General features: G+C 68.0%; 21 protein-coding genes. 9 read left to right on the top strand and 12 right to left on the bottom strand.

Annotation, left to right across the window (positions count from 1 at the left end; genetic code table 11):
* Positions 1-10 precede the first annotated feature (10 nt).
* Positions 11-892, top strand: a complete 882-nt coding sequence (locus WI697_RS14210) for an isocitrate lyase/PEP mutase family protein (RefSeq protein ID WP_345958910.1) — start codon at positions 11-13, stop codon at positions 890-892.
* Positions 893-1,007: 115 nt separating this feature from the next.
* On the top strand, positions 1,008-1,859 hold the full coding sequence (locus tag WI697_RS14205) for an IclR family transcriptional regulator (RefSeq protein ID WP_345958909.1): 852 nt from the start codon (positions 1,008-1,010) through the stop codon (positions 1,857-1,859).
* Here WI697_RS14205 and WI697_RS14200 read toward each other — a convergent pair.
* Entirely contained in the window at positions 1,829-2,128 is a 300-nt protein-coding gene (locus WI697_RS14200; RefSeq protein ID WP_345958908.1) for a DUF2442 domain-containing protein, read from the bottom strand. The two genes, WI697_RS14205 and WI697_RS14200, sit on opposite strands and share 31 nt — an antisense overlap.
* Before the next feature lie 155 nt (positions 2,129-2,283).
* On the bottom strand, positions 2,284-2,682 hold the full coding sequence (locus tag WI697_RS14195; RefSeq protein WP_197465092.1) for a helix-turn-helix domain-containing protein: 399 nt from the start codon (positions 2,680-2,682) through the stop codon (positions 2,284-2,286).
* Between the two features lie 257 nt (positions 2,683-2,939).
* Between WI697_RS14195 and WI697_RS14190 the strand changes: the two genes are divergently transcribed.
* The gene (locus tag WI697_RS14190; protein ID WP_345958907.1) at positions 2,940-3,320 is read left to right on the top strand and encodes a hypothetical protein; all 381 of its coding nucleotides are present in this window, start codon (positions 2,940-2,942) and stop codon (positions 3,318-3,320) included.
* 32 nt (positions 3,321-3,352) lie between these two features.
* Here the strand turns inward: WI697_RS14190 and WI697_RS14185 are convergent, their stop codons facing one another.
* From WI697_RS14185 to WI697_RS14155, 7 genes are all read right to left on the bottom strand, one after another.
* Positions 3,353-4,324 carry a BKACE family enzyme gene (locus WI697_RS14185; protein ID WP_345958906.1) on the bottom strand — a complete coding sequence of 324 codons (972 nt, stop codon included), beginning with the start codon at positions 4,322-4,324 and terminating at the stop codon, positions 3,353-3,355.
* A gap of 34 nt (positions 4,325-4,358) precedes the next feature.
* Positions 4,359-5,735, bottom strand: a complete 1,377-nt coding sequence (locus WI697_RS14180; protein WP_062762877.1) for an aminotransferase family protein — start codon at positions 5,733-5,735, stop codon at positions 4,359-4,361.
* A gap of 44 nt (positions 5,736-5,779) precedes the next feature.
* Positions 5,780-7,438, bottom strand: coding sequence for a N,N-dimethylformamidase beta subunit family domain-containing protein (locus WI697_RS14175; RefSeq protein WP_345958905.1), 1,659 nt, complete (start codon positions 7,436-7,438; stop codon positions 5,780-5,782).
* Between the two features lie 13 nt (positions 7,439-7,451).
* Positions 7,452-8,228 (bottom strand): amino acid ABC transporter ATP-binding protein, encoded by a 777-nt coding sequence (locus WI697_RS14170; protein WP_156503086.1) that lies wholly within the window; start codon positions 8,226-8,228, stop codon positions 7,452-7,454.
* Entirely contained in the window at positions 8,225-8,884 is a 660-nt protein-coding gene (locus WI697_RS14165; protein ID WP_345958904.1) for an amino acid ABC transporter permease, read from the bottom strand. The genes WI697_RS14170 and WI697_RS14165 overlap by 4 nt, the downstream gene beginning before the upstream one ends.
* A 1-nt stretch (position 8,885) precedes the next feature.
* Positions 8,886-9,542 carry an amino acid ABC transporter permease gene (locus tag WI697_RS14160; RefSeq protein ID WP_062762883.1) on the bottom strand — a complete coding sequence of 219 codons (657 nt, stop codon included), beginning with the start codon at positions 9,540-9,542 and terminating at the stop codon, positions 8,886-8,888.
* Between the two features lie 83 nt (positions 9,543-9,625).
* Positions 9,626-10,402, bottom strand: a complete 777-nt coding sequence (locus WI697_RS14155; RefSeq protein WP_345958903.1) for an ABC transporter substrate-binding protein — start codon at positions 10,400-10,402, stop codon at positions 9,626-9,628.
* 172 nt (positions 10,403-10,574) lie between these two features.
* Between WI697_RS14155 and WI697_RS14150 the strand changes: the two genes are divergently transcribed.
* The 4 genes from WI697_RS14150 to WI697_RS14135 all read left to right on the top strand — a co-directional run bounded on the left by WI697_RS14150 (position 10,575) and on the right by WI697_RS14135 (position 15,320).
* Positions 10,575-11,537 (top strand): LysR family transcriptional regulator, encoded by a 963-nt coding sequence (locus WI697_RS14150; protein ID WP_345958902.1) that lies wholly within the window; start codon positions 10,575-10,577, stop codon positions 11,535-11,537.
* Positions 11,538-11,836: 299 nt separating this feature from the next.
* A complete protein-coding gene (locus tag WI697_RS14145) occupies positions 11,837-12,877 on the top strand; it encodes an HlyD family secretion protein (RefSeq protein WP_345958901.1) in 1,041 nt (346 codons plus the stop codon).
* Positions 12,858-14,405, top strand: a complete 1,548-nt coding sequence (locus WI697_RS14140; protein WP_345958900.1) for an MFS transporter — start codon at positions 12,858-12,860, stop codon at positions 14,403-14,405. Before WI697_RS14145 ends, WI697_RS14140 begins: the two co-directional genes overlap by 20 nt.
* Before the next feature lie 9 nt (positions 14,406-14,414).
* On the top strand, positions 14,415-15,320 hold the full coding sequence (locus tag WI697_RS14135) for an AraC family transcriptional regulator (protein ID WP_345958899.1): 906 nt from the start codon (positions 14,415-14,417) through the stop codon (positions 15,318-15,320).
* A 69-nt stretch (positions 15,321-15,389) separates the two neighbouring features.
* Here WI697_RS14135 and WI697_RS14130 read toward each other — a convergent pair whose 3' ends face one another.
* Positions 15,390-16,202: an alpha/beta fold hydrolase gene (locus WI697_RS14130; RefSeq protein WP_345958898.1), complete on the bottom strand. Its 813-nt coding sequence runs from the start codon at positions 16,200-16,202 to the stop codon at positions 15,390-15,392.
* 308 nt (positions 16,203-16,510) lie between these two features.
* Here WI697_RS14130 and WI697_RS14125 point away from each other — a divergent pair, with 308 nt between their 5' ends.
* On the top strand, positions 16,511-17,476 hold the full coding sequence (locus tag WI697_RS14125) for a TerC family protein (RefSeq protein WP_062762900.1): 966 nt from the start codon (positions 16,511-16,513) through the stop codon (positions 17,474-17,476).
* A 12-nt stretch (positions 17,477-17,488) separates the two neighbouring features.
* Here WI697_RS14125 and WI697_RS14120 read toward each other — a convergent pair whose 3' ends face one another.
* Positions 17,489-18,520 carry a M23 family metallopeptidase gene (locus tag WI697_RS14120; RefSeq protein WP_345958897.1) on the bottom strand — a complete coding sequence of 344 codons (1,032 nt, stop codon included), beginning with the start codon at positions 18,518-18,520 and terminating at the stop codon, positions 17,489-17,491.
* Between the two features lie 60 nt (positions 18,521-18,580).
* Positions 18,581-20,221: an exodeoxyribonuclease VII large subunit gene (xseA, locus tag WI697_RS14115; RefSeq protein ID WP_345958896.1), complete on the bottom strand. Its 1,641-nt coding sequence runs from the start codon at positions 20,219-20,221 to the stop codon at positions 18,581-18,583.
* Between the two features lie 191 nt (positions 20,222-20,412).
* On the opposite strand from xseA, the gene purD reads away from it, so the two are divergent.
* Positions 20,413-21,684, top strand: a complete 1,272-nt coding sequence (gene purD, locus WI697_RS14110) for a phosphoribosylamine--glycine ligase (RefSeq protein ID WP_345958895.1) — start codon at positions 20,413-20,415, stop codon at positions 21,682-21,684.
* The last annotated feature ends 10 nt before the right edge of the window (positions 21,685-21,694 follow it).

Here is a 21,694-nt window from a genome sequence, read left to right as displayed (position 1 = left end):
AAATCCGCCCATGTCCGTGCCCACCCGCAAGCGCCTGCGCGAGATGCTCGCCTCCGGCAAGACCGCCTGGTCGGCCGGTGCCTTCGATGCGGTCAGCGCGAAGCTGATCGAGGAAGCCGGTTTCGACGTCATGCTCTCGTCCGGCTTCGCCATTTCGGCGAGCCATCTGGGCGAGCCCGATGTCGAACTTTACACCATGACCGAGAACCTGGCCGTGGTGCGCAACATGGTCCGTGCGACCTCGATCCCGCTGATCGCCGATGTCGATACCGGCTATGGCAATGCCATCAACGTGATGCGCACCGTCCGCGAGTTCGAGCAGGCGGGTGTCGCCGCCGTGATCATCGAAGATCAGGCCGTGCCCAAGCGCTGCCCGGCGATCGCCGATGTGCTGGAACTGGTGACGGTCGAGGAAGGCGAAGCCAAGATCCGCGCCGCCGTCGCCGCGCGCACCGATCCGGATCTGGTGATCGTGGCCCGCACCGATGCCGGCACCGAAGAGGAAACCATCGCCCGGGCAAAGCGCTATGCCGCCGCCGGCGCCGACATGATCCAGCCGATCAGCCGCGGCTTCACCGATCTCGACAGCCTGAAGCGGCTGAGGGATGCCGCCGGCGTGCCGCTCTCGTTGCAGATCATGCGCTGGCTGGAAACCGACCTCACCCCCGACCAGATCGAAGAGGTGGCCGGCATCGCCCATTATCCGCTGGTGGCGCTGCTGACCGCGACCGATGCGATGCGCCGCAATCTGGCGGCGGTCAGGGCCGCGCGCAGCACCCGCATCAACCTGCCGGTCGGCCAGACGCCGCTCGGCGACTTCAAGACCTTCATCGGCTTCGACCGGGTGATGGACCTGCAGGCGCAGTTCCTGACCGGCACCGAGCCCGGCTGACCGGGACCCCTTGTTCTGCCGATCACCTGAAACGCGCGCCGGCCTTGCGGTCGGCGCGCATCGCGTATAAGCCCAGAGAGGATATCGAGACCACATGCCGAGGGGAAAGCCCGCCATGGTCCAGGCGTCCGGCGCCGAAGCCGGCCTCCACGCCGCGGAACACGAGACCGACGGCCGCGACGAGCCGTCGCGCGGCGGCGTGCGGGCCGTGGAACGGGCGGTGCGCATCCTGCGCGCCTTCACCCCCGAACGCCCCTGGCTGACCCTGGCCGAAATCGCCGAGGCCGCGGTGGTCGACAAGGCCACCGCCCGGCGCATGCTGCTGACCCTGATCGGCATGGATCTGGTGGAGCAGGAACCGATCGGCCAGCGCTATGCGCTGGGGCTGGGCGTCGTGGCACTCGGCGCCTCGGTGCCGGTGACGGTGGATCTGCGCAATGTGGCGGCCCCGCATCTGGCCGGGCTGGCGCGTGAGACCCGCGCCATGGCCTTCCTGTCGATCCTGCGCGAGGACGGCGCGATGTGCATCGAGCGCAGCCACGGCAACCCGCCGGTCGATGTCCGGATCTGGAATGTGGGCGAAAGCCTGCCGGTGAACCGAGGTGCCGCGCCCCGGCTGCTGCTGGCGCATCTTGGCGCCGAAGAACGCGCCCGCCGCCTCGCCCGCCCGCTCGACACCGCGACCGCCCATACCCTGACGGCGCCGGCCGCGCTTGAAGCGGATGGCGCCCTGATCCGCGAGCGCGGCTGGGCGGTCGCGGTCGACGACATCGTCGAAGGCGTCTCGGCCCTGGCCGCCCCGGTCCGCGACGCCCGCGGCCGCGTCGCCGCCGCGGTCAGCGTCTCGGGCCTCACCCCCCAGCTGATCGGCCAGGACGGCCAGCCGCTCACCGACGCCCTCACCCGGGTCCGCACGGCAGCGGCCGAGATCAGCCGTCAGTTGCAGGACATGCATTGGGCGCGGTGAAGCCACACCGCAGAAATCTCCAGATCTCCATCCCACTGAAGTGCATTACCCCATTCTGCAATGCGCAGCCCACGGAACAGCGCCTCATTGCCCAGCAAAGACGCGTAAATACGGCGGCTTGCCAGGATCGGCGCCAGATCGACGATTGCCGTCTCCCCCGACATCCAGAGCAACCGCACCCTGCGGCCGTCCAACGGCTCCGCCTCGGCAAGGCGCGGGAGTGGCGCGCCCATGGCCATCAGATCGTCTTCTTCCGGGTTTCGTGTCATGTCGCATCGCCGCAGCCAGTCAAAAGCCCGGCATTCAGTATACCCGAAAACAAGTAACCGCAAAAAACACGATTGAAGTCTCTTAAGAGCAATCAGAAGCAGATATCGACACAAAAAATACAGCTTACGCAATAATACCAGAACTGCGGAATGATCTAGATCCGCACAATCACCTGAGACGTCTCGACGATGCGCTGCAGGGTGTCCTGGTCCAGGCCGCGGAACAGGCGGGCGTAATTGCTCAGGATCGAGGTCACCATGTCGGCGCGCTGGTCGGGGCTGGCTGCGATGCCCCGATTGGCCAGCGTGCGTTCCACCGCCAGGATCACCATCCGCACCTCGGCCGGCGATACCAGGTCTGCGGCCCGTGCGTCGTCGGCCGCTTCCGATCCGGCCAGCAGCTGCCAGGCCTCGCACCCGACCGCGGTCGCGATCCGGCGCAGCGTCGCCTCGGTCAGACCGGTGCGGCCGGTCTCCAGGCGATGCACGGCCTGCCGCGTCTGACCGATCGCATTGGCCAGGGCCTCCTGCGTCAGTCCGGCGCGGTCTCTCATCTCACGGATGCGGTTCGGCGGAATGCTCGTCATAGCAGGACTATGCGTGTCGTCCGCAACGAGCGCGAGTGGCTGTATAAGGCTAGCGTTCAGAAGAATTCAGGCTTAAAAGATTACATATACGCAGGGGCGAAAGCCCGGACCTGCGGCGGCACCGCCGGTGGCATCATGGCCGGAAATCGAGGATCGGCATGCCGGCCTGTCCAACTTTTCCGCGCGACACAGGGCGCACAGGCGACAGGGAAGGATGACGCGCCATGCCCGCCAGACACCGGAAGACCGACACATTTCCCGCCCATGACGACACTGCTCAGGTGTCCGACGAACAGGCCTGCCCCGTGACAGTGCTCGTGTCGGACTGGGCGCTTCTGTCCGGCCATGCCATGCCCGCGGGAACCGGGACGGCCCCGGAAGGCCCTCTGATCGCGGCCATCGAGGTGCTGGACGCGGCCGTGCGCCGGCGGGCGCTGCAACTGACGCCGCGCTCGGCGGAGGGGGCCGCCCTGCAGGCGGAGCTGATCGGCCGCTGCATTCGCGCGGCGGCCGATCCGGAGGCGACCGCAGAAGACCGACGGCGCAGTCTGGCGCTGGCGGCGACGGGGCTGCGGCACCTGACGGATTACCTGACCGGCCGCTGAGCCGCCCGGGTCAGACACGCGTCAGGCCCTGGTCACACCCGGGCCAGATCGACGCGATCCGCGCCCTTGAGGCCGAGCATGGCGCGGACATCCGCCGGCGTCGCCACCTCCAGCGACAGGGCTTCGAGGATGGTGCGGATGCGGCGGACCTGGGCGGCGTTGGACGGGGCCAGCCCCTGGCGGCCGTCGTAGAGATTGTCTTCCAGCCCGACACGGACATGGCCGCCGAGGGCCGCGCCGATGGTGATCAGCGGCATCTGGCGCCGGCCAGCGCCCAGCACCGAGAAGATGTAATCGGTGCCGAACAGGCGGTCGGCGGTCTGCTTCATGTGGAAGAGATGCGAGGCATCCCCGCCGATGCCGCCGAGCACGCCCAGCACGAACTGGATGAAGGGCGGATGCGGGATCAGGCCGCGGTCGCGGAAATGGGCGAGCGTGTAGAGATGGCCGACGTCGTAGCACTCGAATTCGAAGCGGGTGCCGCAGCCCTCGCCCAGACGGCGCAGGATGGCCTCGATATCGGCGAAGGTGTTCTGGAAGATCGAACTGCGCGTCGCCTCCAGCAGCTGCGGTTCCCAGGCGAACTGCCAGTCCTGATAGCGGTCTGCCAGCGGGTGCAGCCCGAAATTCATCGAGCCCATGTTGAGCGAGCACATCTCGGGCGCGATCCGGAGCGCCGCTTCCAGGCGCTGCTCCAGCGTCATCAGCGAACTGCCGCCGGTCGAGATGTTGAGCACCGCATCGGTTGCGGCCGCGATCCGGGGCAGGAATTGCAGAAAGACCTCGGGATCGGGGCTGGGCCGGCCGTCCTCCGGGTCGCGGGCGTGGAGATGGAGGATGGCGGCCCCCGCCTCGGCCGCCTCGATCGCCTGGGCGGCGATGTCTTCGGGCCGCCAGGGCAGATGCGGGCTCATCGTCGGCGTGTGGATCGACCCGGTGACCGCGCAGGTGATGACCACCTTGGGCGCGGATCTGGTCCCGGCATCCCTGATCTGGACAGACATTGGGGGCTCCTCGATCGTCGGATAAACGGGGATGTCAGGCGGAATGGGGCAGGTTCAGCTCGCGGGCGAGCGCGAGCAGGGTGTCGTCGAGGATCGCCATGATCTCGTCGATCTGGTCGGCCGTGACGATCATCGGCGGGCAGACCAGGAAATGATCGCCGTCGATGCCGCCCCGGGTGCGGCGGGAATAGATGATCAGCCCCCGCTCGAAGGCGAGGTCGACGACGCGGGCATGGGCGTTCAGCTCGCGCGGCAGCGTCGCCATGGTCTCGGGCTCAGCGACGAACTCCACCGCGAGCAGCAGCCCTTTGCCGCGCACATCGCCGATGAAGGGGAAGCGGGGCTTCAGCGCTTCGAGCCGCGCCTTGAGCAGGGCGCCCATCCGCGCGGCATTGCCCATCAGGTCATGGGCGTCGATCTCGTCCAGCACCGCAAGGCCGGCGGCCGAGGCGAGCGGGTTGCCGGCATAGGTGAAGCCGTGCTGGAAACCGCCGGCATCGAGCACCGGCCTGACCAGTTTTTCAGAGGCGATCATGGCGCCGAGCGGCACATACCCCGCCCCCAGCCCCTTGGAGAGCGCCACCAGATCAGGTGTGATGCCCCAGTGATCACCGCCCAGATAGCGGCCGGTGCGGCCGGCACCCGACATCACCTCGTCATGGATCAGCAGCACGCCATAGCGGTCGCAGATCTCGCGGATGCGCGGATAGTAGGTATCGGGCGCGACCAGCGCCCCGGTGGAGGCGCCGCCGATCGGCTCCATGATGAAGGCCAGCACGGTTTCGGGGCCCTGGCGGCGGATCTCGTCTTCCAGCATGTCGGCATAGCGCCGGCCGCGGGCGGCCATGTCGAGCCCGTCGCGGTCGAGATAGGCGGTGGGGGCCGGGATCTTCGGCATCTCGTGCATCATCGGCGCGAAGGGCGCCGAGAAGGCGGCATGTCCCGTCACCGCCAGCGCCCCCAGCGTGCTGCCGTGATAGGAGGGGAAGCGCGAGATGACCTTGAAGCGGCTGCCCTGGCCGGTCGCCACCGCATATTGCCGGGCGAGCTTCAGGCAGGATTCCACCGCTTCCGACCCGCCCGAGACGAAGAACACCCGGTCGAGCCCGGCCGGGCAGCGATCGGCGAGCGCCGCAGCCAGACGTTCGGCCGGCTCGTTCTCGAAATGCAGGCGATAGATGAAGGTCGCGGCCTCCATCTGCCGCTTCATCGCCTCCAGCACCCGCGGATTGCCATGGCCGATATTGACCACCATGGCGCCGCTGGAACCGTCGATCACCCGGCGACCGGTCTCGTCCCAGATGTAGATGCCCTCGGCCCGGCTGGCGAGCGGCCGGCGCAGGCGGGCCTGATAGAACAGATGCGAGGGCGGCCGGTTGTCGCCGGCGGCGGGGGCTGCAGGGGTGGCCATGGGGCGCAGGCTCCGGGAAAGGACGGATTCCGGGGGGAAAAACGTCAGCGGGGGGTGAGATAGCGGTCGAGGATGTTGGCGGTGACCCGCTCGACCATCGGATCCCGGCGGAGCAGGCCCGCCACCCATTCGCAGCTGCCGGCATGGAAGACCTCGCCGGCCCCGCGTCGGAAGTTGACGATGGCGCCCGAGCCGCGCTTGACCCGCTCGACCGCCGCCCGGTCGTCGCCGCCGGCCAGGATGCCGGCGACGAACCGGGCATCGGCATCGGACAGGAACTGGTCGTCGGCGGGGATGTCGGCCGATTCCTCGATCAGCGACGACAGGCCCAGCGCCAGGATCTGCAGCCCCTCCGGCACCCGAGCGCCGGGGGCCGGCTCGGGCAGGCCGTTCTGGATGACATAGTCGAGCCCGTCGACCTCGTAGCCGAAGACATGGGAATCGGCCCCCAGCAGGTCGCCGTAATAGAGCCCCGTGCCGGCAAAGGCCCAGTGATCGGGCCGGTAGACCGGAAAGCCGCGCACACCGCGGGGGGCGCAGCCGCCCCAGCCGACATAGAGGCCGCGGGTGGCATCCAGGCCGAAGGTCAGGGCACCGGGCCGGCCGATTTCGGGCGCCTCCCACGAGGTGGTGACCCGGGGCGTGCCGGCGAGCGGATCTTCGGCGCGGGCCCGGTATTTGTAGCAGACCTGGGTGCGGCCTTCGTCTTCCAGCCGGGTCTGCCACATGAAATTGCCGGCAAAGCGCGCGACCCGGCCGCCGGCCTCGACATAGGCATCGACGGCATCGCGCATCTCTGCCGTCCAGTACTCGTCATGGCCGACAAAGACCACACAGTCATAGCGCGACAGGATTTCGGGCCGATCATGCAGATCGTGCTGGCTGGCGAGGTCGACCGCATAGCCGGCCCGCTCCGCCCAGCGGAAGAAATGGCCGTCGTAAGAGGCCCAGCCCGCCGAGGCATACTTCTTCGAATGGCCGGTCGCATAGGCCCATTCCATATGCGGGTAGCGCGGCGGCATGGCCGGCGGCACCGGCACTTCCAGCGGCACCCGCGGCGCCTCGGGCGGCAGGACCACGAAGCCGCGGCAGAAGGGCCGTTCCAGGCTGACCCGCGGGGCATATTGATTGCGCTCGGGCCCCGTGATGCCCTGATAGTGGTTGGATCCGCCCCAGGTGTTATAGGCGGTCCAGGTCCCGGTGGCGGCGATCTGGAGCACCCGACCCGGCAGGCGGTGCTGGCCCGCGGCGGTGACGATGAACAGATGATGGCAGGTGATCGGCGCCCCGTCGGCCCCTTCGCCCGTGGCCGTCACCCGATAGGCGCCGGACCGCCAGCCCGCCGGTATGACCAGCCGGTGGGCGACGGGCCAGCCGCAGCCGGTCACCGAGCACTGATCGGGGGTGTCGTGATGGCCGGCCGTCAGGCCCTCTTCGACATGGACCGGTTCGAGCGCCGCGCCGTCGCGGGCGATCTCAAGCCGCCAGTCGGCCGAGGTCGACGAGACGTGGAAGGCGACGGTATCGCCGGGGGCATAGGAGAGCCGGTCGGTATAGCACCAGATCTCCCCCCGGGCGCCATCCATGCCGGGGTATTCATAGGTATGGCCGAGGACGGCGATGCGCCGCTGGGCGGCGGTCAGGCCGTAATCCGGCCAGCCGGCGACATCGGGGGCGGCGGCGGTACCGAGGGGGGCGTTCATGGCCATGATCCCGTCAGGCGAGGTATTTGCGCAGGAAGGCGCGGGTGCGCTCCTGCCGGGGGTTGCGGAAGATCTCGGCCGGCGGCCCCTGTTCCACCACCACGCCGCCATCCATGAACAGCACCTCGTCGGCGACCTCTTCGGCGAAACGCATTTCGTGGGTGACGATCAGCATGGTCATGTGCTCGGCCGCGAGCTGTTTCATCACCAGATTGACCTCGTCGACCAGTTCGGGATCGAGCGCCGAGGTCGCCTCGTCGAACAGCATCACCTTGGGCCCCATGGCGAGCGCCCGGGCGATGGCGACCCGCTGCTTCTGCCCGCCCGACAGCCGGGCCGGATGGGTGTCCATGCGGTCGGCGAGGCCGACCTTCGCCAGCTGGTCCCGCGCCACCTCGCGCGCCTCGGCCTCGCTCATGCCCTTGAGCAGGGTGAGCGCCAGGGTGACGTTGCGCCCGACCGTCAGATGCGGGAACAGATTGAAGTGCTGGAACACCATGCCCATCTGCTGGCGCACCGCATTGATGTGCCGTTCGAAGGCCGCCCCGGTCAGCGGCGCGTTCACCTGGACGCCGTCGAGGAAGATCTCGCCCTCGTTCAGCGTCTCCAGATGATTGATCGAGCGCAGCAGCGTGCTCTTGCCCGAGCCGCTGGGGCCGATGATCGCGATGATCCGGCCGCGGTCGACGGTCAGGTCGATGCCCTTCAGCACCTCGAGCGCGCCATAGCGCTTGTGGGCATTGCGGACCTCGACCATGGGCCGGGGGGCGGAGGAGCTGGTCGTCGTCATCGCGTCGCCTCCACGCGCTTCTCGATCAGGCGCAGGCCCGCTTCGAGCATCAGGTTCAGGACGTAATAGAGCGCGGCCGCGACGATGTAGAACTCGAAGGGCCGGAAGGTCTCGCTGATCGCAAGCTGGGCGGCATGGACCAGTTCGGCGACGCCGATCACCGAGACCAGAGCCGATTCCTTCAGCAGCGCGATCAGATTGTTGCCGATCGGCGGCACCACCGAGCGCACCGCCTGGGGCACGATCACATGGCGGAAGCTCTGATAGCGGCTGAGCCCCAGGCTGCGCGCGCCCTCGTTCTGGCCGGGGTCGACGGCGGTGATGCCGGCGCGGATGACGTCGGCGTTATAGACCGCGAAATGCAGGCCGAGGCCGAGGATGCCGGCGACCAGGGCCGGCACGTCGATGCCGATCTGCACCAGGCCGAAATAGATCAGAAACAGCTGCAACAGCAGCGGCGTGCCCATGAACAGCCAGGCGAAACCGCGCACCGGCAGGCGGATGAACCAGGGCGCGTACATGGTGGCGACGGCGAAGCCGATGCCGCCTGCAAAACTGACCGCAGCCGCCGCAACCGTCAGCACCGCCGTCCAGAGCGCGCCTGTCAGGATCAGGTCGGCATAGGGCGGCACGACCGAGAAATCGAGGCCTTCCATCTCAGCGCCCCCCGTCGATGGCGAAGCGCCGGTCGAGCCAGCCGATGGCCTGAAGCGCCACCCAGATCACCACCATGTAGAACAGCGCCGCGATCGCGAACATCTCGAACGGCTTGTAGGTGGAGCCGATATAGCGCTGGGCGGTGTAGGTCAGTTCGACCAGAGAGATGGCCGATACCAGCGCCGAGCCCTTGATCAGGGCGATGGTGTTGACGCCGAGCGGCCGGATCATCAGCCGGGCGGCCTGGGGCAGGATCACCCGGGTCATGGTCTGGCCGCGGCCGATGCCCAGGCTGCGCGCGGCCTCGGTCTGGCCGCGATCGACGGCGAGGATCGCGCCCCGGATCGATTCGGTCATATAGGCCCCGATATTGATGCCGAGCCCGATGACGCCGGCCGCGAACGGGTCCAGCTCGATCCCGATCTGCGGCCCGCCGAAATAGAGCACGAACAGCTGAATGAGGCAGGGCGTGCCGCGGAACAGGCTGACATAGGCCCCGCCGGCATACCGGATGACGGCGACACGCGACAGCCGCGCCGCAGCACCGCATGCCCCCATGGCGAGGCCCAGGACCAGCGCCAGAACCGAAATCTGCACCGTGGTCCAGGCGGCTTCCGCAAAGAAGGGGAAGACCCGGATCATCAGGTCGACATCCATGGGTTCCGTCTCCCGATGGCATAGGCTCCGCCCCCGGAAGGGGGCGCAGGATGCGCGGGAGGGGGCGCCTCCCGCGCGACGGATCAGCGGATGTCGGCGCCGACCCACTCCATCGAGATCTTCTCGTAGGTGCCGTCGGCCATCATCCCGTCCAGCGCCGTCTGCATGGCGGCGTGGAGATCGGGGTTGTTCTTGCGGATGGCGATGCCGATCGCGACCGCGCCGCCCTCGATGTCCGGCGTGTCGAGCTGGCGCAGCTTCTCGCCGTTTTCCTTGATCGCGACCCGGACGGGGATGTTGTCGTTCACGATCGCCTGCACCCGGCCGGCCTTCAGCTCCAGCAGCAGTTCGGGCAGGCCCTTATAGGTGCGCACCGACCAGCCATCCTGGGTGCGGGCCCATTTCTCGTGGGTTTCGCCCAGGGTGACGCCGACGGTCTTGCCCTTGAGATCGGCCAGGGTCTTCACGTCGGAAGCCTCGGTCACGAAGACCGCACGGCCGGCGTGATAATAGGGGCCGACGAAATCCACCACCTTCTCGCGCTCGGGCGTGATGGTCATGCTGCCGACGATGGTGTCGTATTTCTTCGCCAGCAGACCGGCCAGGATGCCGTCCCAGGCGGTGGTGACGATCTCACCCTCGACGCCGATGCGCTTCGCGATCTCGCGGCCGATCGCGGCATCGAAGCCGACCACCTCGTTGCGGTCGTTGACGAAGTTGAAGGGCGGGTAGGCGCCGCTCATGGCGATCTTCATCACGCCGTCGTCCTTGATCTTCGCCAGATCATCGGCCGCGGCGACACCGGCACCCATCACCAGCGCGACGCCGGCGGCAAGCACGCCCGTCCAGAAACGCTTCATTGTCGTGGTCTCCCTCGAGATCTGCGGCCGGGTCCCTGTTCCCTCGCGCGGGCCCCGGTTCCGCCCAGGTCCTCGCCGCCGCGTCACCTCATGCTCGCGGATGCCGAGACCATTGATCAAATAGATAATGAAAATGTAAAACATAGTTCTGAAGAATGATCTGCGGGGCCCGATGAAAAAGCACGAAGCCCAGCGCCTGGCCTGGGACCTGGACTGGAACCTGCTGCGCACCTTCATGGTGGTGGTGGAGGAACGCGGCATCACGGCGGCGGCCGAGCGGCTGGGGCTGAAGCAGCCCACGATCAGCAATGCGCTGGCGCGACTGGAACGGCGGCTCGACCGCCGGCTGATCGAGCGCAAGCCCAATGTCTTCGAGGTCACCCGCGCCGGCCAGCTGCTCTATGCCGATTGCGTCGAGATCTTCGGCACGGTGTCGCGCCTGCCGATCCGGCTGCGCGACGTGAAGGAAGAGGTGACGGGCCATGTGCTGATCGCGGTGGCGAGCCACATCGCCTCGCCGCTGTTCGACGAGGCGATGTCGGATTTCCATGCCCGCCATCCCAGGGCGACCTTCGGCATCCAGGTGATGACCAGCCTGGACGTGGCGACGGCGGTCGCCCAGAAACGCGCCGCCTTCGGCCTGTGCCTGGTGCACACCCAGGACCCCAGGCTGGACTACCGGGTGTTCTATCGGGAATTCTTCGGCTTCTTCTGCGGCCCGACCCACCGGCTCTATGGCCGGACCGGCCTGGCGCTGGAGGATCTGCGCGGCGAGACCTCGGTGTCGTTCCAGACCGATCATACCTCTGACGCGCTGCGTCCGGTCGCGCTGCTGCGCGCCCGCGCCGGTGTCGACGAAGAGGTGGTCGGCGTGTCGTCGAGCCTGGAAGAGGTGCGCCGGATGATCACCGCCGGGCTCGGCATCGGCCCCTTGCCCCTGCATGTGGTCCGCCGCGACGTCCGCGACGGCCTGCTCTGGCGGCTGCCGCCCTATCAGGACCCGCCGGCGATCGACATCCACCTGGTCTTCAACCCGCAGGCCAGCCTGAACCGCGCCGAGGCCGGGCTGCTCGCCCTGCTGTGCGAACGGGTGGAGGCCCTGCCGCTGCCGGCACGGACCTATGGGCCGGAGTGAGACGTGTCTTGAGACTGAACAAGACGGGGGATGGCCCGAAGCGGCCCTCGTAAAGAACGCCCGGTTGGCCGTCTTGCACGATCTTCTGTCCGCATCTCACGCGCACGAGCCGGGCGGCCGTGAAAGAATATTCGTCAGATCTTCACGGCATTCGAGTTCATCACCCCATGTCAAGCTCGACAGGAACCACATCAACGGCGCCGGGGCCCGACACGGCTATGCCGTTACAGCCTCGGGCATGGCCTCTCAGACTGGCGCCATGGCTGGCCTGTGCCCTTGCCATCGCCGCGGTCGTTTACGTGACCTGGAACTGGAATGCCTGGACAGGCAGCCGTCCGATCCAGTCGACGCAAAACGCCTTCGTGAAGTCAGACCCAGTCATCCTGAGCGCGCGCGTGAGCGGCTATGTTCGACAGCTCCCCGTCACGGACTACCAGACCGTCAGAGCCGGAGACGTGATCGCCGAGATCGAGAGCGATGCCTATGCGATCGGCGTAAGAAGCGCTGAAGCGGCGCTGGCGAAGGCCCGGGCGGTGCTCGCCAATCTGGACAACGAGGAAGCGCAGCAACGTGCTGTAATAGCGCAGGCGAGGGCGTCGCTTCGTGGTCGCGAGGCCAATCTTGTCGAAGCCCGGCGCGACTATGTCCGGCAGTCCCGGCTTGTGGAAAAGGGGGCCGTCTCCCGTAAATCGTTCGGCGACGCCGAAGCGGCGCTGGCGTCCGCAACGGCGTCCCGCGACACCGAAGCGGCAGCCCTCGGCCTTGCGCAACGGGGGCTGGACACGCTGTCGGGACAGCGCGCTCAGCTTGTGGCGGATCGGGATGCGGCGGCCGCCTCTCTCGCCCTGGCAAAGCTGGATCTGCACCACACCCGAATTGTCGCCCCCTTTGATGGCGTCCTCGGGCGGCGTGACATTCAGGTCGGCAGCCTGGTGGGATCCGGAACGGAGATCATCACGATCGTGCCGCACGTCCCTGCCTATGTCATCGCGAACTACAAGGAGACCCAGCTCAGGAACGTTCAGCCCGGACAACCCGTCGAAGTCATCGTCGATGCCCTTCCTGATCACCGTTTCCGTGGGCGCGTCGAGCAGATTTCTCCGATGAGCGGCAACGAGTCGTCGATCGTTCCGACGGACAACGCAACGGGCAACTTCACAAAAGTGGTGCAGCGTATCCCGGTGCGCATAGAGCTTGCCCCCGGACAAGCCGGTCTTGATCGTCTGCGCGCCGGCATGTCCGTCGAGACGCGGATCGATACCCAGGACGCTCGGGTGGCCGCCTATTCCCGTCAGCGGCCTGAGGGGGCGGATCGGGCCCATGCCGATGCCCGGCAATAGATCACTCTCCGTCGGCCGGTTTTTCCTCCCGGCTCGTCTCCCGAACCCGGCTCTGACGGTCACGGCCGTTTTCCTCGGGGCCTTTCTCACGACCTTCCAGGGACGCCTGTTCTCCATGTCGCTCGCGGATTTGAGAGGGCAGTTCGGCCTTGATGTCATCGAGAGCGTCTGGCTGAGCACGACGGCGAATGCGGCCCAGCTGCTGACGATGCCCGTCACCGTATGGCTGTCCCTGATCTTCGGACCGGCGCGGGTCATCATCGTCCCGAGCCTGTGTCTCGCCCTGGCAACGTTGGCGATACCCTTCGTGCACGGCTACGAACTGCTTCTTGTCCTGCATCTCGTCATGGGCCTGTGCCTGGGCGTGTATCTGCCGCTGACGATTTCTTTGGCGCTGCGGAGCCTGACGCCGCAATTCTGGCTGCTGGCGATGGCGGCCTACAGCCTGCGGGTTTCCTTCGGAACCGATATCGGCGTGAAGATCTCCGGGCTCTATGTCGATGTGATCGACTGGCGGTGGGTCTACTGGACCGCGTCGATCATCGGCCCGCTGATCGCGTTCACAGCCTGGAAGGCGCTGCCGATCCCCCCTGTGGACCGCGGAAAACTGCGGGAAACCGATTGGGGAGGCATGGCCATGTTCTGCCTGAGCCTGGCGATGTTGTTTGCCGGCTGCTCGCTCGGTGAAACCCTGGGATGGTTTAGCTCGGGGGTCGTGACAGCCTGCCTGGGGGCGGGCGCCATCCTGCTCGCCATCTCCATCGCCAACATCCTTCTCAACAGGGAGGCCTTCGTCGATGTCACGCCGCTCGCCAATCACAATGTTCGCACGGCACTGCTGATCGCCTGTCTCTATGCGGTGCTTATGGCACCGACCTCTCTTCTCGTTCCGAATTTCCTCGCCGCAATCGGCAAGCTGAAACCTCTCCAGACCGGGACCGCCTCCCTGATGGTGTTTGCGACCTATCTGGTCCTGACACCGACGGCAGTCTGGCTTGCCAGACGTGTGGATGCCCGCCTTCTTCTGATCGCCGGCCTGAGTATCATCACCTTCACCTCGGCCTGCTGCGGGGCGCATATCAGCAACGAGTGGCGAACGGATCAGTATCTGCCGGCTCTGATCCTGTTCGCCGCCGGTGAATGCCTGACGCTGATGGGGCTCATTCCGATCATCGTCGTCAACATGAACCCGCTGCACGCAGTCGCCATCGGATTTTATGCTCCCCTGGCACGGCTTTTTGCACCGGGCATCGCGAGTGGCCTGATGTCTGCGGCCCTGCGGATTTCCGCAGATACCCACGGGGCCATGTTGAAAGCGGGTGTGGAAACCGGAGACCCTGCCATGCTCCAGCGCGCGGCCCTGGGGAGCATCTCCAACATCGCCCTGATCATAAACCGGGAAGCGACCGTGCTATCCTATATCGATGGCTTTTATCTCGTCTTCTGGGTCGGAATTCTTGCCTTGCTGTTGTCTGCGACCTTGAGGACTGCACCGGTCAACCCACTGACGCCACCGAGGTCCAATTGAGGTGTGTTTATGAGCAGGCCGGCCCCTCCCTCTCATGACTATCCGGATACGATTGCGCGCCCCGTCCTCGGCCTGAAAATCGAACTCGCCTTTGCCGGCGAAACGGAGCCCCACAAGCACCGCAAGGACCAGTTGCTTTATGTCATTGAAGGCCTCATCACGGTTGAGGCTGCCGATGGTGTCTGGACCGTCCCGCCGCAATGCGCCATCTGGATTCCAAGCGGCGTCCCCCATTTCGCCCGCGCGACCGGTCAGGTATCGATCGGCAATCTGTATGTCGAGCCCGACCAGAGCCGCAGTCAGCGGTCGGATTGCGGGATCCTGTTCGTTCAGCCCCTCCTGCGCGAATTGATCCTGCGCTTCGTCAATGAACCGTACAGAGGCCCGGAGGGAGATATCCGGGAGATGCGGCTGGCATCGGTCCTTATGGATGAACTCGAAAGAGCACCGGTGGAGCCGCTACGCCTTCCCATGCCTGCAGACCGGAGATTGAAGCGGCTGGTGGAGACGCTGATCGGCGATCCGTCACTCAGGCTCAATCTGGAAGAATGGGGTGCGCGCGTCGGTGCGAGCAATCGCACGCTGACGAGGCTGTTTCAGCGTGAGACCGGCATGTCATTCGGCCGGTGGCGGCAGCAGCTGCATGTCGGTCTGGCCCTCCAGAGGCTGGCGGATGGCGACTCGGTGACGACGATCGCCATCGACCTCGGCTATGAGAGCCCAAGCGCGTTCATCGCCATGTTCCGACGGATGCTCGGCACGACCCCGGCCCGCTATCTGACGGAGACGGCGACGGACACGAGCGGCAGCCGCAAAGAGGATGTCATCCACATCTGCGGCGACCGATGCCCTCACAACAAAAAGCGACCTGCGAGCAATGTCGTGCCGCTTTCACGCAACCGAAGCACCGGTTGACGCCGGTATGCCGCCCCGCCCGGTGCCGGTTCCCGGAGCCTTGCCGCCCCCGCAGCGGATCTCAGACCATCAGGCGAGCCCGGTCAGATGGGCGTCCATCAGCTTCCACAGCGGTTCCGCCGCCTCGATCGGGCCCATATGGCCGCAGGGGTCGAGGAGTTCGAAGCGGGCGCCGGGGATGGCGGCGGCGATGGCGCGGCCGGCTTCGGGTGGCGATCCGACATCCTGGGCGCCCGAGGCGACCAGCGTCGGCACCTTCACCGCCGGCAGTTTCGCCCCCATCGCCAGCCCCTTGATGGCATGGGCGGCCGCGATGAAACCCTCGGGCGGGGTGGTGCGGATGATGGCGGCCACCTGATCCAGCGCCGAGGGGGCGAGATCGCGGAAGGCCGGGGTGAACCAGCGTTCCAGCGTCGCATCGACCTGGCCGTCCATGCCCTGGTCGCGCACGGCCGCGATGCGGGCGTCCCACATCGCCTGTGCCTCGCCCGGCACATCGGACACGGTGCAGACCAGGGTCAGGCTGCGCAGCCAGGCCGGGTTGCGCACACCCAGCACCTGCCCGATCATGCCGCCGATCGACACCCCGGCGAAATCGGCCCGGGTGATGCCCAGCGCCGCGACCACCTGCTCGACATCATCGGCCAGCCGGTCGAGGGTCTGGGGTTTTTCGGCGGTGGATGCGCGCACGCCGCTCATGCCATGACCGGCGATGTCGATGGCGACGATCCGCCGGGTGGCGCGCATCGGTGCGGCCACCAGATCCCAGACCGTATGGTCGACTGCCAATGCGTGGACCAGCACCAGGGCCGGGCCCTCGGGGTTGCCCGACTGCTCGACGGCGATCTCCACGCCATCATCCATGGCGACGTTCTGCATCATGGGGGCCGTTCTCCGACGGTTCAGATCATCTCATGATTGCATGATCCTGCGCCGGGCGTCGAGCCCGCCCTGCATCGCCGCATGCAGCATGGCGGGGCCCGCCGCCTTGACGGCCGTCACCGGCTGCGCCACATAAGCGGAATTGCCGGATCCGGGCCCCTCTGGCGATCGAGGCGTCGGTCGTGATGTCGGATCCCTCACCCATTTCGCGCTAGGACGCAGCGCAACCGCGATCGAGGGGTGATCGCGTGTTCCCCGAAACATCATCAATCCTGCCGGCGGAGATCATCTCCGCGGCAAGCCTCAGCATGGCGGGACATCCGCTATGGCAGTGGGGCCTGTTCGTCGCCCTGGTCGCAGGTCTGCTGGCCTTCGACCTGGGCGTCCTCAACAAGCGCGACCGAGAGATCGGCGTGCGCCAGAGCCTGGTGCTCTCCGCCTTCTACATCGCCGCCGGTCTGGGCTTCGGCGGCTTCGTCTGGTGGTCGTCGGGCGGCACGGCCGCCATGGAATACGCCACGGGCTTCCTGCTCGAAAAGACGCTCGCGATGGACAATGTCTTCGTCATCGCGACCATCTTTGCAGCACTCGCCATCCCCCGGCATCTGCAGCACCGGGTGCTGTTCTGGGGCATCCTGGGCGCGATCGTGCTCAGGGCCTTCATGATCGGCATCGGCGCGGCGCTGGTGCATGAATTCCACTGGATCCTGCTCTTCTTCGGCGCCTTCCTGATCTGGGGCGGCATCAAGATGCTCAAGGATGGCGGCGACCCGCCGGACTTCACCCAGGGCATCTTCATGCGGCTGCTGAAAAAGGCGATGCCGGTGACGCCCCGGCTGCACGGCCACGACTTCACCGTGCGGCTGCCCGACGACAAGGGCCGGCTCCGGCGTCATGCGACGCCGCTGCTGGTGGCCCTGCTGCTGATCGAGACGGCGGATGTCGTCTTCGCGGTGGACAGCGTGCCGGCGATCTTCGCCGTCACCACCGATCCGTTCATCGTCTACACCAGCAACATCTTCGCGATCCTGGGCCTGCGCGCGCTCTATTTCGCGCTCGCCGCCATGATCCACCGCTTCCACGACCTCAAATACGCGCTGTCGATCATCCTGGTGTTCATCGGCGCCAAGATCTTCTGGACCCAGTTCATCGGCAAGCCGCCGGCGGAGCTGTCGCTGATCGTCACCTTCGGCCTGATCGTCGGCGGCATCGCGGTCTCGATGATCCGCAGCCGCGGCGCACCGCGCACCACGGAACATCACCCGCAGGGCTAGCGGGCCGTCGGCTCAATCCGTCTGCGGCCTTGCCGCCGCAGACGGCTGGGCCTTGGGCTCGGGCCTGGGCTCGGGTCTGGGCTCTGGCCGCGGCTTCATCGGATCGATCCGGCCCTGCAGGGCCGGCACCAGCGGCGCCGGATCGACCGCAACCTCTTTCCAGAACACGCCCCAATGCAGATGCGGGCCCGTGGCCCGGCCGGTCATCCCGACACGGCCGATGGCATCGCCCGCCTTGACCAGCTGGCCGGGCGCGATCAGCGTCTCGGACAGATGCGCGAAGATCGAGGTCACGCCCTGGCCGTGATCGATCATGATCGTGCCGCCGGTGTACCAGAGATCCGGCATCACCAGCACCACCCTGCCGCCGGCGGGCGCCAGCACCGGCGTGCCTTCCGGCGCCGCCAGGTCGAGCCCGCGATGGGGGCTGCGCGGCGTGCCGTTCAACACCCTCTGGCTGCCGAAGACGCCCGAAATCCGCCCCTCGACCGGCAGGCGGAAGCCCTTGGTCGCGATCTCGAAGCCGATGATGCCGTCATCCGATGCGGCACGGGCATTCAGGATCAGCTCACGCTCGTGACGCAGCCGGTCCTGAAGCTCGGGATCCGGCGTCACCTTGGGCGGCGGCAGGCCGTCGATCCGCTCGATCGCCCAGTCCCGCGCGGCCACCGTCACCCGCCGCTCCAGCGTGGCGCCATGGGGCGCGCGGGCGACCAGATCGGCCGTGGCGGCATCCCGCCCGATGCCGAAGACGAAGCGGCCGGCATCGTCGACCCGGGCCGGCACGCCGTCGACCGTCACCTGCCAGCCCTTGGGCACCCGCCCGAGATTGAGACTACCCTGGCTTGCCGGCCCTTCGATGCGGATCGCCGGTGCCTCGGCCGTGGGCGGATCCTGGATCGGTGACGGCATCGCCGGCGGCTGGGCCGCATTGGTCTGGCCGGGATCCGACGCGCGGGTCTGGGCCGGCGCGGCGGCGGCGAGCATCAGCAGCACCGGCAGCGTGCACACGGTGCCGCGCAGAAAAAGGGTGTTCAGGGGCATGGGGGAGAACCCTTTCCGTCGACGATCCTGCCCAAAGGCTTGCGGGCTGCGGGTGCGCATTCAGAAGAGGTCGGGCTGGGCCGCCGGGCCGCGGCTGCGGCCGCGCCGGCGCGGGGCTGCGGGGCCCGCCTGGGGCGGCGGCGCGCCACCCTCTCCCGATGCCTGCACATCCACCCGCCCGTCGGCAAACACCAGGGCCAGGGCCTGACCGGGGCTGACCGCCGCCGCCCGGGTGACCGGCTGACCGGTGCCGCCGGCCGCGTCCACCGTCTCGACCAGCGCGAAACCGCGCGCGAGCGCCCGGCGGTAGGAATAGCTTTCCAGCAGCGCGCCCTGCGCCTCCAGCCGCTCTGCCAGGCGCTGCAGCTTCAGCCGGGCGCCGGTATCCAGGCGGGCGCCCAGCCCGTCCAGCCGCTCGCGGCCGAGCCGTCCGGCCCGGATCGCCGCCCCGGGCGAAAGCCCCGCCGCTACCCGGTCCAGCCGGGCCCGGGCGCGGTCCTGAACCCGGCCCATCACGGCCTCCAGCCGCTGCCCGGTCAGGTCCAGCCGGCCGGCCGCCTCGGCAAAACGCTCGCCCGGGCTCTTCAGCCGGGCCGACAGCTCGCGCACGCGGGCCGCGCGGCGCTCCAGAACCCGGTCGATGCCGGCATCCAGCCGCTCGGCCCGATCATCCAGGCGCTGGGTGGCGGCATCGATCAGGCTCTGCGGCCGCGGCAGGCCACGGGCAAGGCCGGCGGTGCGTTCGCTGCCGCGCTCGATCAGCCGGAAGGCGGCAGCGGGCAGACGCGCGCCCAGATCGCCCAGTTCCAGCAGCAGTTCACCCAGCACCGGCACCGCCTTCTCGGCGGCGGCGGTCGGCGTGGGCGCGCGCAGATCGGCCACGAAATCGATCAGCGTGGTGTCGGTCTCGTGCCCCACCGCCGAAATCAGCGGGATCGTGCAATCGGCCGCGGCACGGACCACGCTCTCCTCGTTGAAGGCCATCAGATCCTCGATGCTGCCGCCACCGCGCGCGACGATCAGCAGATCGGGGCGCGGCACCCGGTCGCCCGGGCAGAGGGCATCGAAACCGCGGATGGCCGCGGCCACCTGCTCGGCCGCCCCCGGCCCCTGGACCATCACCGGCCAGAGGATCACCCGACGCGGGAAGCGATCGGCCAGGCGGTGGAGAATGTCGCGGATCACGGCACCGGTCGGCGAGGTGATGACGCCGATCACCTCGGGCAGGAAGGGCAGCGGCTGTTTGCGCGCGACATCGAACAGGCCTTCGGCGGCAAGCCTGCGGCGGCGCTCTTCGATCAGCGCCATCAGCGCCCCGGCGCCGGCCGGCTCCATCTGCTCCACCACCAGCTGGTATTTGGACCGGCCCGGATAGGTGGTCAGCCGGCCGGTCGCCACCACCTCCAGCCCGTCCTCGGGCTTGAAGCCCAGCCGCATGGCGGCCCCCCGCCAGACCACCGCGTCGATCAGCGCGTCCTCGTCCTTCAGGGCCAGATAGCAGTGGCCGGACGCGGCCCGCTTGAAACCGCTGATCTCGCCCCTGACCCGGACGGCGGCGAAGCGGCTTTCGACCGTGCGCTTCAACTCGCCCGAAATCTCGCTCACGGTATAGACCGGCAGGTTGTGGCCGCCCGTGGCCGTCTCTGCGCCCGAATCACGCTGGCGGGAGGGGCGGTCGGTGTCGAAGGGCAGGCGGCTCAAGGCATCGGCTCCGGATCGGACTGCGGGACGGGGCATGACAGGCGCGGTCGCGGGTGGGGTTTCTCCCGGACGGGTGCCATGATAGAAGCATGGTGCCCGAAGACGGGCAACCCGGGGCGGTTGCGCACCGCCGGCGGTATGACCGCGCCGGGACAGCGGACTCCACTGAATCAGGCCGACGGGAGCGTGCGATGAAGGTTCTGCTGATCGGATCGGGCGGTCGGGAGCATGCACTGGCGCGTGCGCTCGAAGCCAGTGCCTCCGTGTCTTATCTGTGTGCCGCCCCCGGTAATGCCGGTATTGCCGAGCATGCCGAGCTTCTGGACCTCGACCCCGCCGACATGGACGGCATCGCGGCCTTCGCCAAGGCGGAAGGCATCGGCCTGGTGGTGATCGGCCCCGAGGCACCGCTGGTCGCGGGCCTGGCCGATGTGCTGGAAGCGGCCGGCGTGCCGGCCTTCGGCCCCTCGGCGGCCGCCGCGCGCCTGGAAGGCTCCAAGGGCTTCACCAAGGACATCTGCGCCCGCTACGGCATCCCCACCGCCGCCTATGCCCGCTTCACCGATGCCGGGGCGGCCAAGGCCTATATCCGCGCACAGGGCGCGCCGATCGTGGTCAAGGCCGACGGTCTGGCGGCCGGCAAGGGCGTGGTGGTGGCGATGACCGAGGCCGAGGCGCTGGAGGCCGTGGACGAGATGCTGGGCGGCCGCTTCGGCAGCGCCGGCGCCTCGCTGGTGATCGAGGAATTCATGGAGGGCGAGGAGGCGAGCCTGTTCGCGCTCTCGGACGGCACCACCGCCATCCTGCTCGGCACCGCCCAGGACCACAAGCGGGTGGGCGACGGCGATACCGGCCCCAATACCGGCGGCATGGGCGCCTATTCCCCGGCCCCCTGCATGACGCCCGAGATCACCGGCCGCGCGATGACCGAGATCGTTCAGCGCACCGTCGACGCCATGGCGGCCGAGGGCACGCCCTTCGTCGGCGTGCTCTATGCCGGGCTGATGCTGACCAAGGACGGGCCGAAGCTGGTCGAATACAATGTCCGCTTCGGCGACCCCGAAACCCAGGTTCTGCTGCCCCGGCTCTGGGGCGATCTTGCCCAGATCCTGCTGGCCGCGCGCGACGGCCGGCTCGACCCGTCGATGATCGAGCTTGATCCGCGCACCGCCCTGACCGTTGTGCTGGCCGCAAAAGGCTATCCCGGCGACTATGCCAGGGGCGAGGAGATCCGCGGCCTCGACGCCGCCCGTGCGGCTGCCCCGGACGTGATCGTGTTCCACGCCGGCACGAAGACCGACGATGCGGGCCGCCTGCTTTCCAATGGCGGGCGCGTGCTCGCGGTCACGGCCCTGGGCGACGGCCCGGCGGAGGCACAAAGCCGCGCCTATGCCGCGGTCGATGCGATCGACTGGCCGGGCGGGTTCTGCCGCCGCGATATCGGCTGGCGAGCGGTCGGCTGAACCGATCCCC

It is taken from the genome of Tistrella mobilis (genome assembly GCF_039634785.1).
Taxonomy (GTDB): domain Bacteria; phylum Pseudomonadota; class Alphaproteobacteria; order Tistrellales; family Tistrellaceae; genus Tistrella; species Tistrella mobilis.
Note: the sequence above shows the minus strand (reverse complement) of the source record. Positions and strands in the feature narration are given on the sequence as shown.

Excerpts from the sequence above, each read along its gene's own strand:
- WI697_RS14170 (WP_156503086.1), bottom strand. The coding sequence starts at position 8,228 with ATGACGACGACCAGCTCCTCCGCCCCCCGGCCCATGGTCGAGGTCCGC.
- WI697_RS14125 (WP_062762900.1), top strand. The coding sequence starts at position 16,511 with ATGGCGGGACATCCGCTATGGCAGTGGGGCCTGTTCGTCGCCCTGGTC.
- WI697_RS14165 (WP_345958904.1), bottom strand. The coding sequence starts at position 8,884 with ATGGAAGGCCTCGATTTCTCGGTCGTGCCGCCCTATGCCGACCTGATC.
- purD (WP_345958895.1), top strand. The coding sequence starts at position 20,413 with ATGAAGGTTCTGCTGATCGGATCGGGCGGTCGGGAGCATGCACTGGCG.
- WI697_RS14205 (WP_345958909.1), top strand. The coding sequence starts at position 1,008 with ATGGTCCAGGCGTCCGGCGCCGAAGCCGGCCTCCACGCCGCGGAACAC.
- WI697_RS14175 (WP_345958905.1), bottom strand. The coding sequence starts at position 7,438 with ATGAACGCCCCCCTCGGTACCGCCGCCGCCCCCGATGTCGCCGGCTGG.
- WI697_RS14155 (WP_345958903.1), bottom strand. The coding sequence starts at position 10,402 with ATGAAGCGTTTCTGGACGGGCGTGCTTGCCGCCGGCGTCGCGCTGGTG.
- WI697_RS14210 (WP_345958910.1), top strand. The coding sequence starts at position 11 with ATGTCCGTGCCCACCCGCAAGCGCCTGCGCGAGATGCTCGCCTCCGGC.
- WI697_RS14185 (WP_345958906.1), bottom strand. The coding sequence starts at position 4,324 with ATGTCTGTCCAGATCAGGGATGCCGGGACCAGATCCGCGCCCAAGGTG.
- WI697_RS14150 (WP_345958902.1), top strand. The coding sequence starts at position 10,575 with ATGAAAAAGCACGAAGCCCAGCGCCTGGCCTGGGACCTGGACTGGAAC.
- WI697_RS14130 (WP_345958898.1), bottom strand. The coding sequence starts at position 16,202 with ATGATGCAGAACGTCGCCATGGATGATGGCGTGGAGATCGCCGTCGAG.
- WI697_RS14200 (WP_345958908.1), bottom strand. The coding sequence starts at position 2,128 with ATGACACGAAACCCGGAAGAAGACGATCTGATGGCCATGGGCGCGCCA.
- WI697_RS14190 (WP_345958907.1), top strand. The coding sequence starts at position 2,940 with ATGCCCGCCAGACACCGGAAGACCGACACATTTCCCGCCCATGACGAC.
- WI697_RS14160 (WP_062762883.1), bottom strand. The coding sequence starts at position 9,542 with ATGGATGTCGACCTGATGATCCGGGTCTTCCCCTTCTTTGCGGAAGCC.
- WI697_RS14140 (WP_345958900.1), top strand. The coding sequence starts at position 12,858 with ATGCCGATGCCCGGCAATAGATCACTCTCCGTCGGCCGGTTTTTCCTC.
- WI697_RS14180 (WP_062762877.1), bottom strand. The coding sequence starts at position 5,735 with ATGGCCACCCCTGCAGCCCCCGCCGCCGGCGACAACCGGCCGCCCTCG.
- WI697_RS14120 (WP_345958897.1), bottom strand. The coding sequence starts at position 18,520 with ATGCCCCTGAACACCCTTTTTCTGCGCGGCACCGTGTGCACGCTGCCG.
- WI697_RS14135 (WP_345958899.1), top strand. The coding sequence starts at position 14,415 with ATGAGCAGGCCGGCCCCTCCCTCTCATGACTATCCGGATACGATTGCG.
- WI697_RS14195 (WP_197465092.1), bottom strand. The coding sequence starts at position 2,682 with ATGAGAGACCGCGCCGGACTGACGCAGGAGGCCCTGGCCAATGCGATC.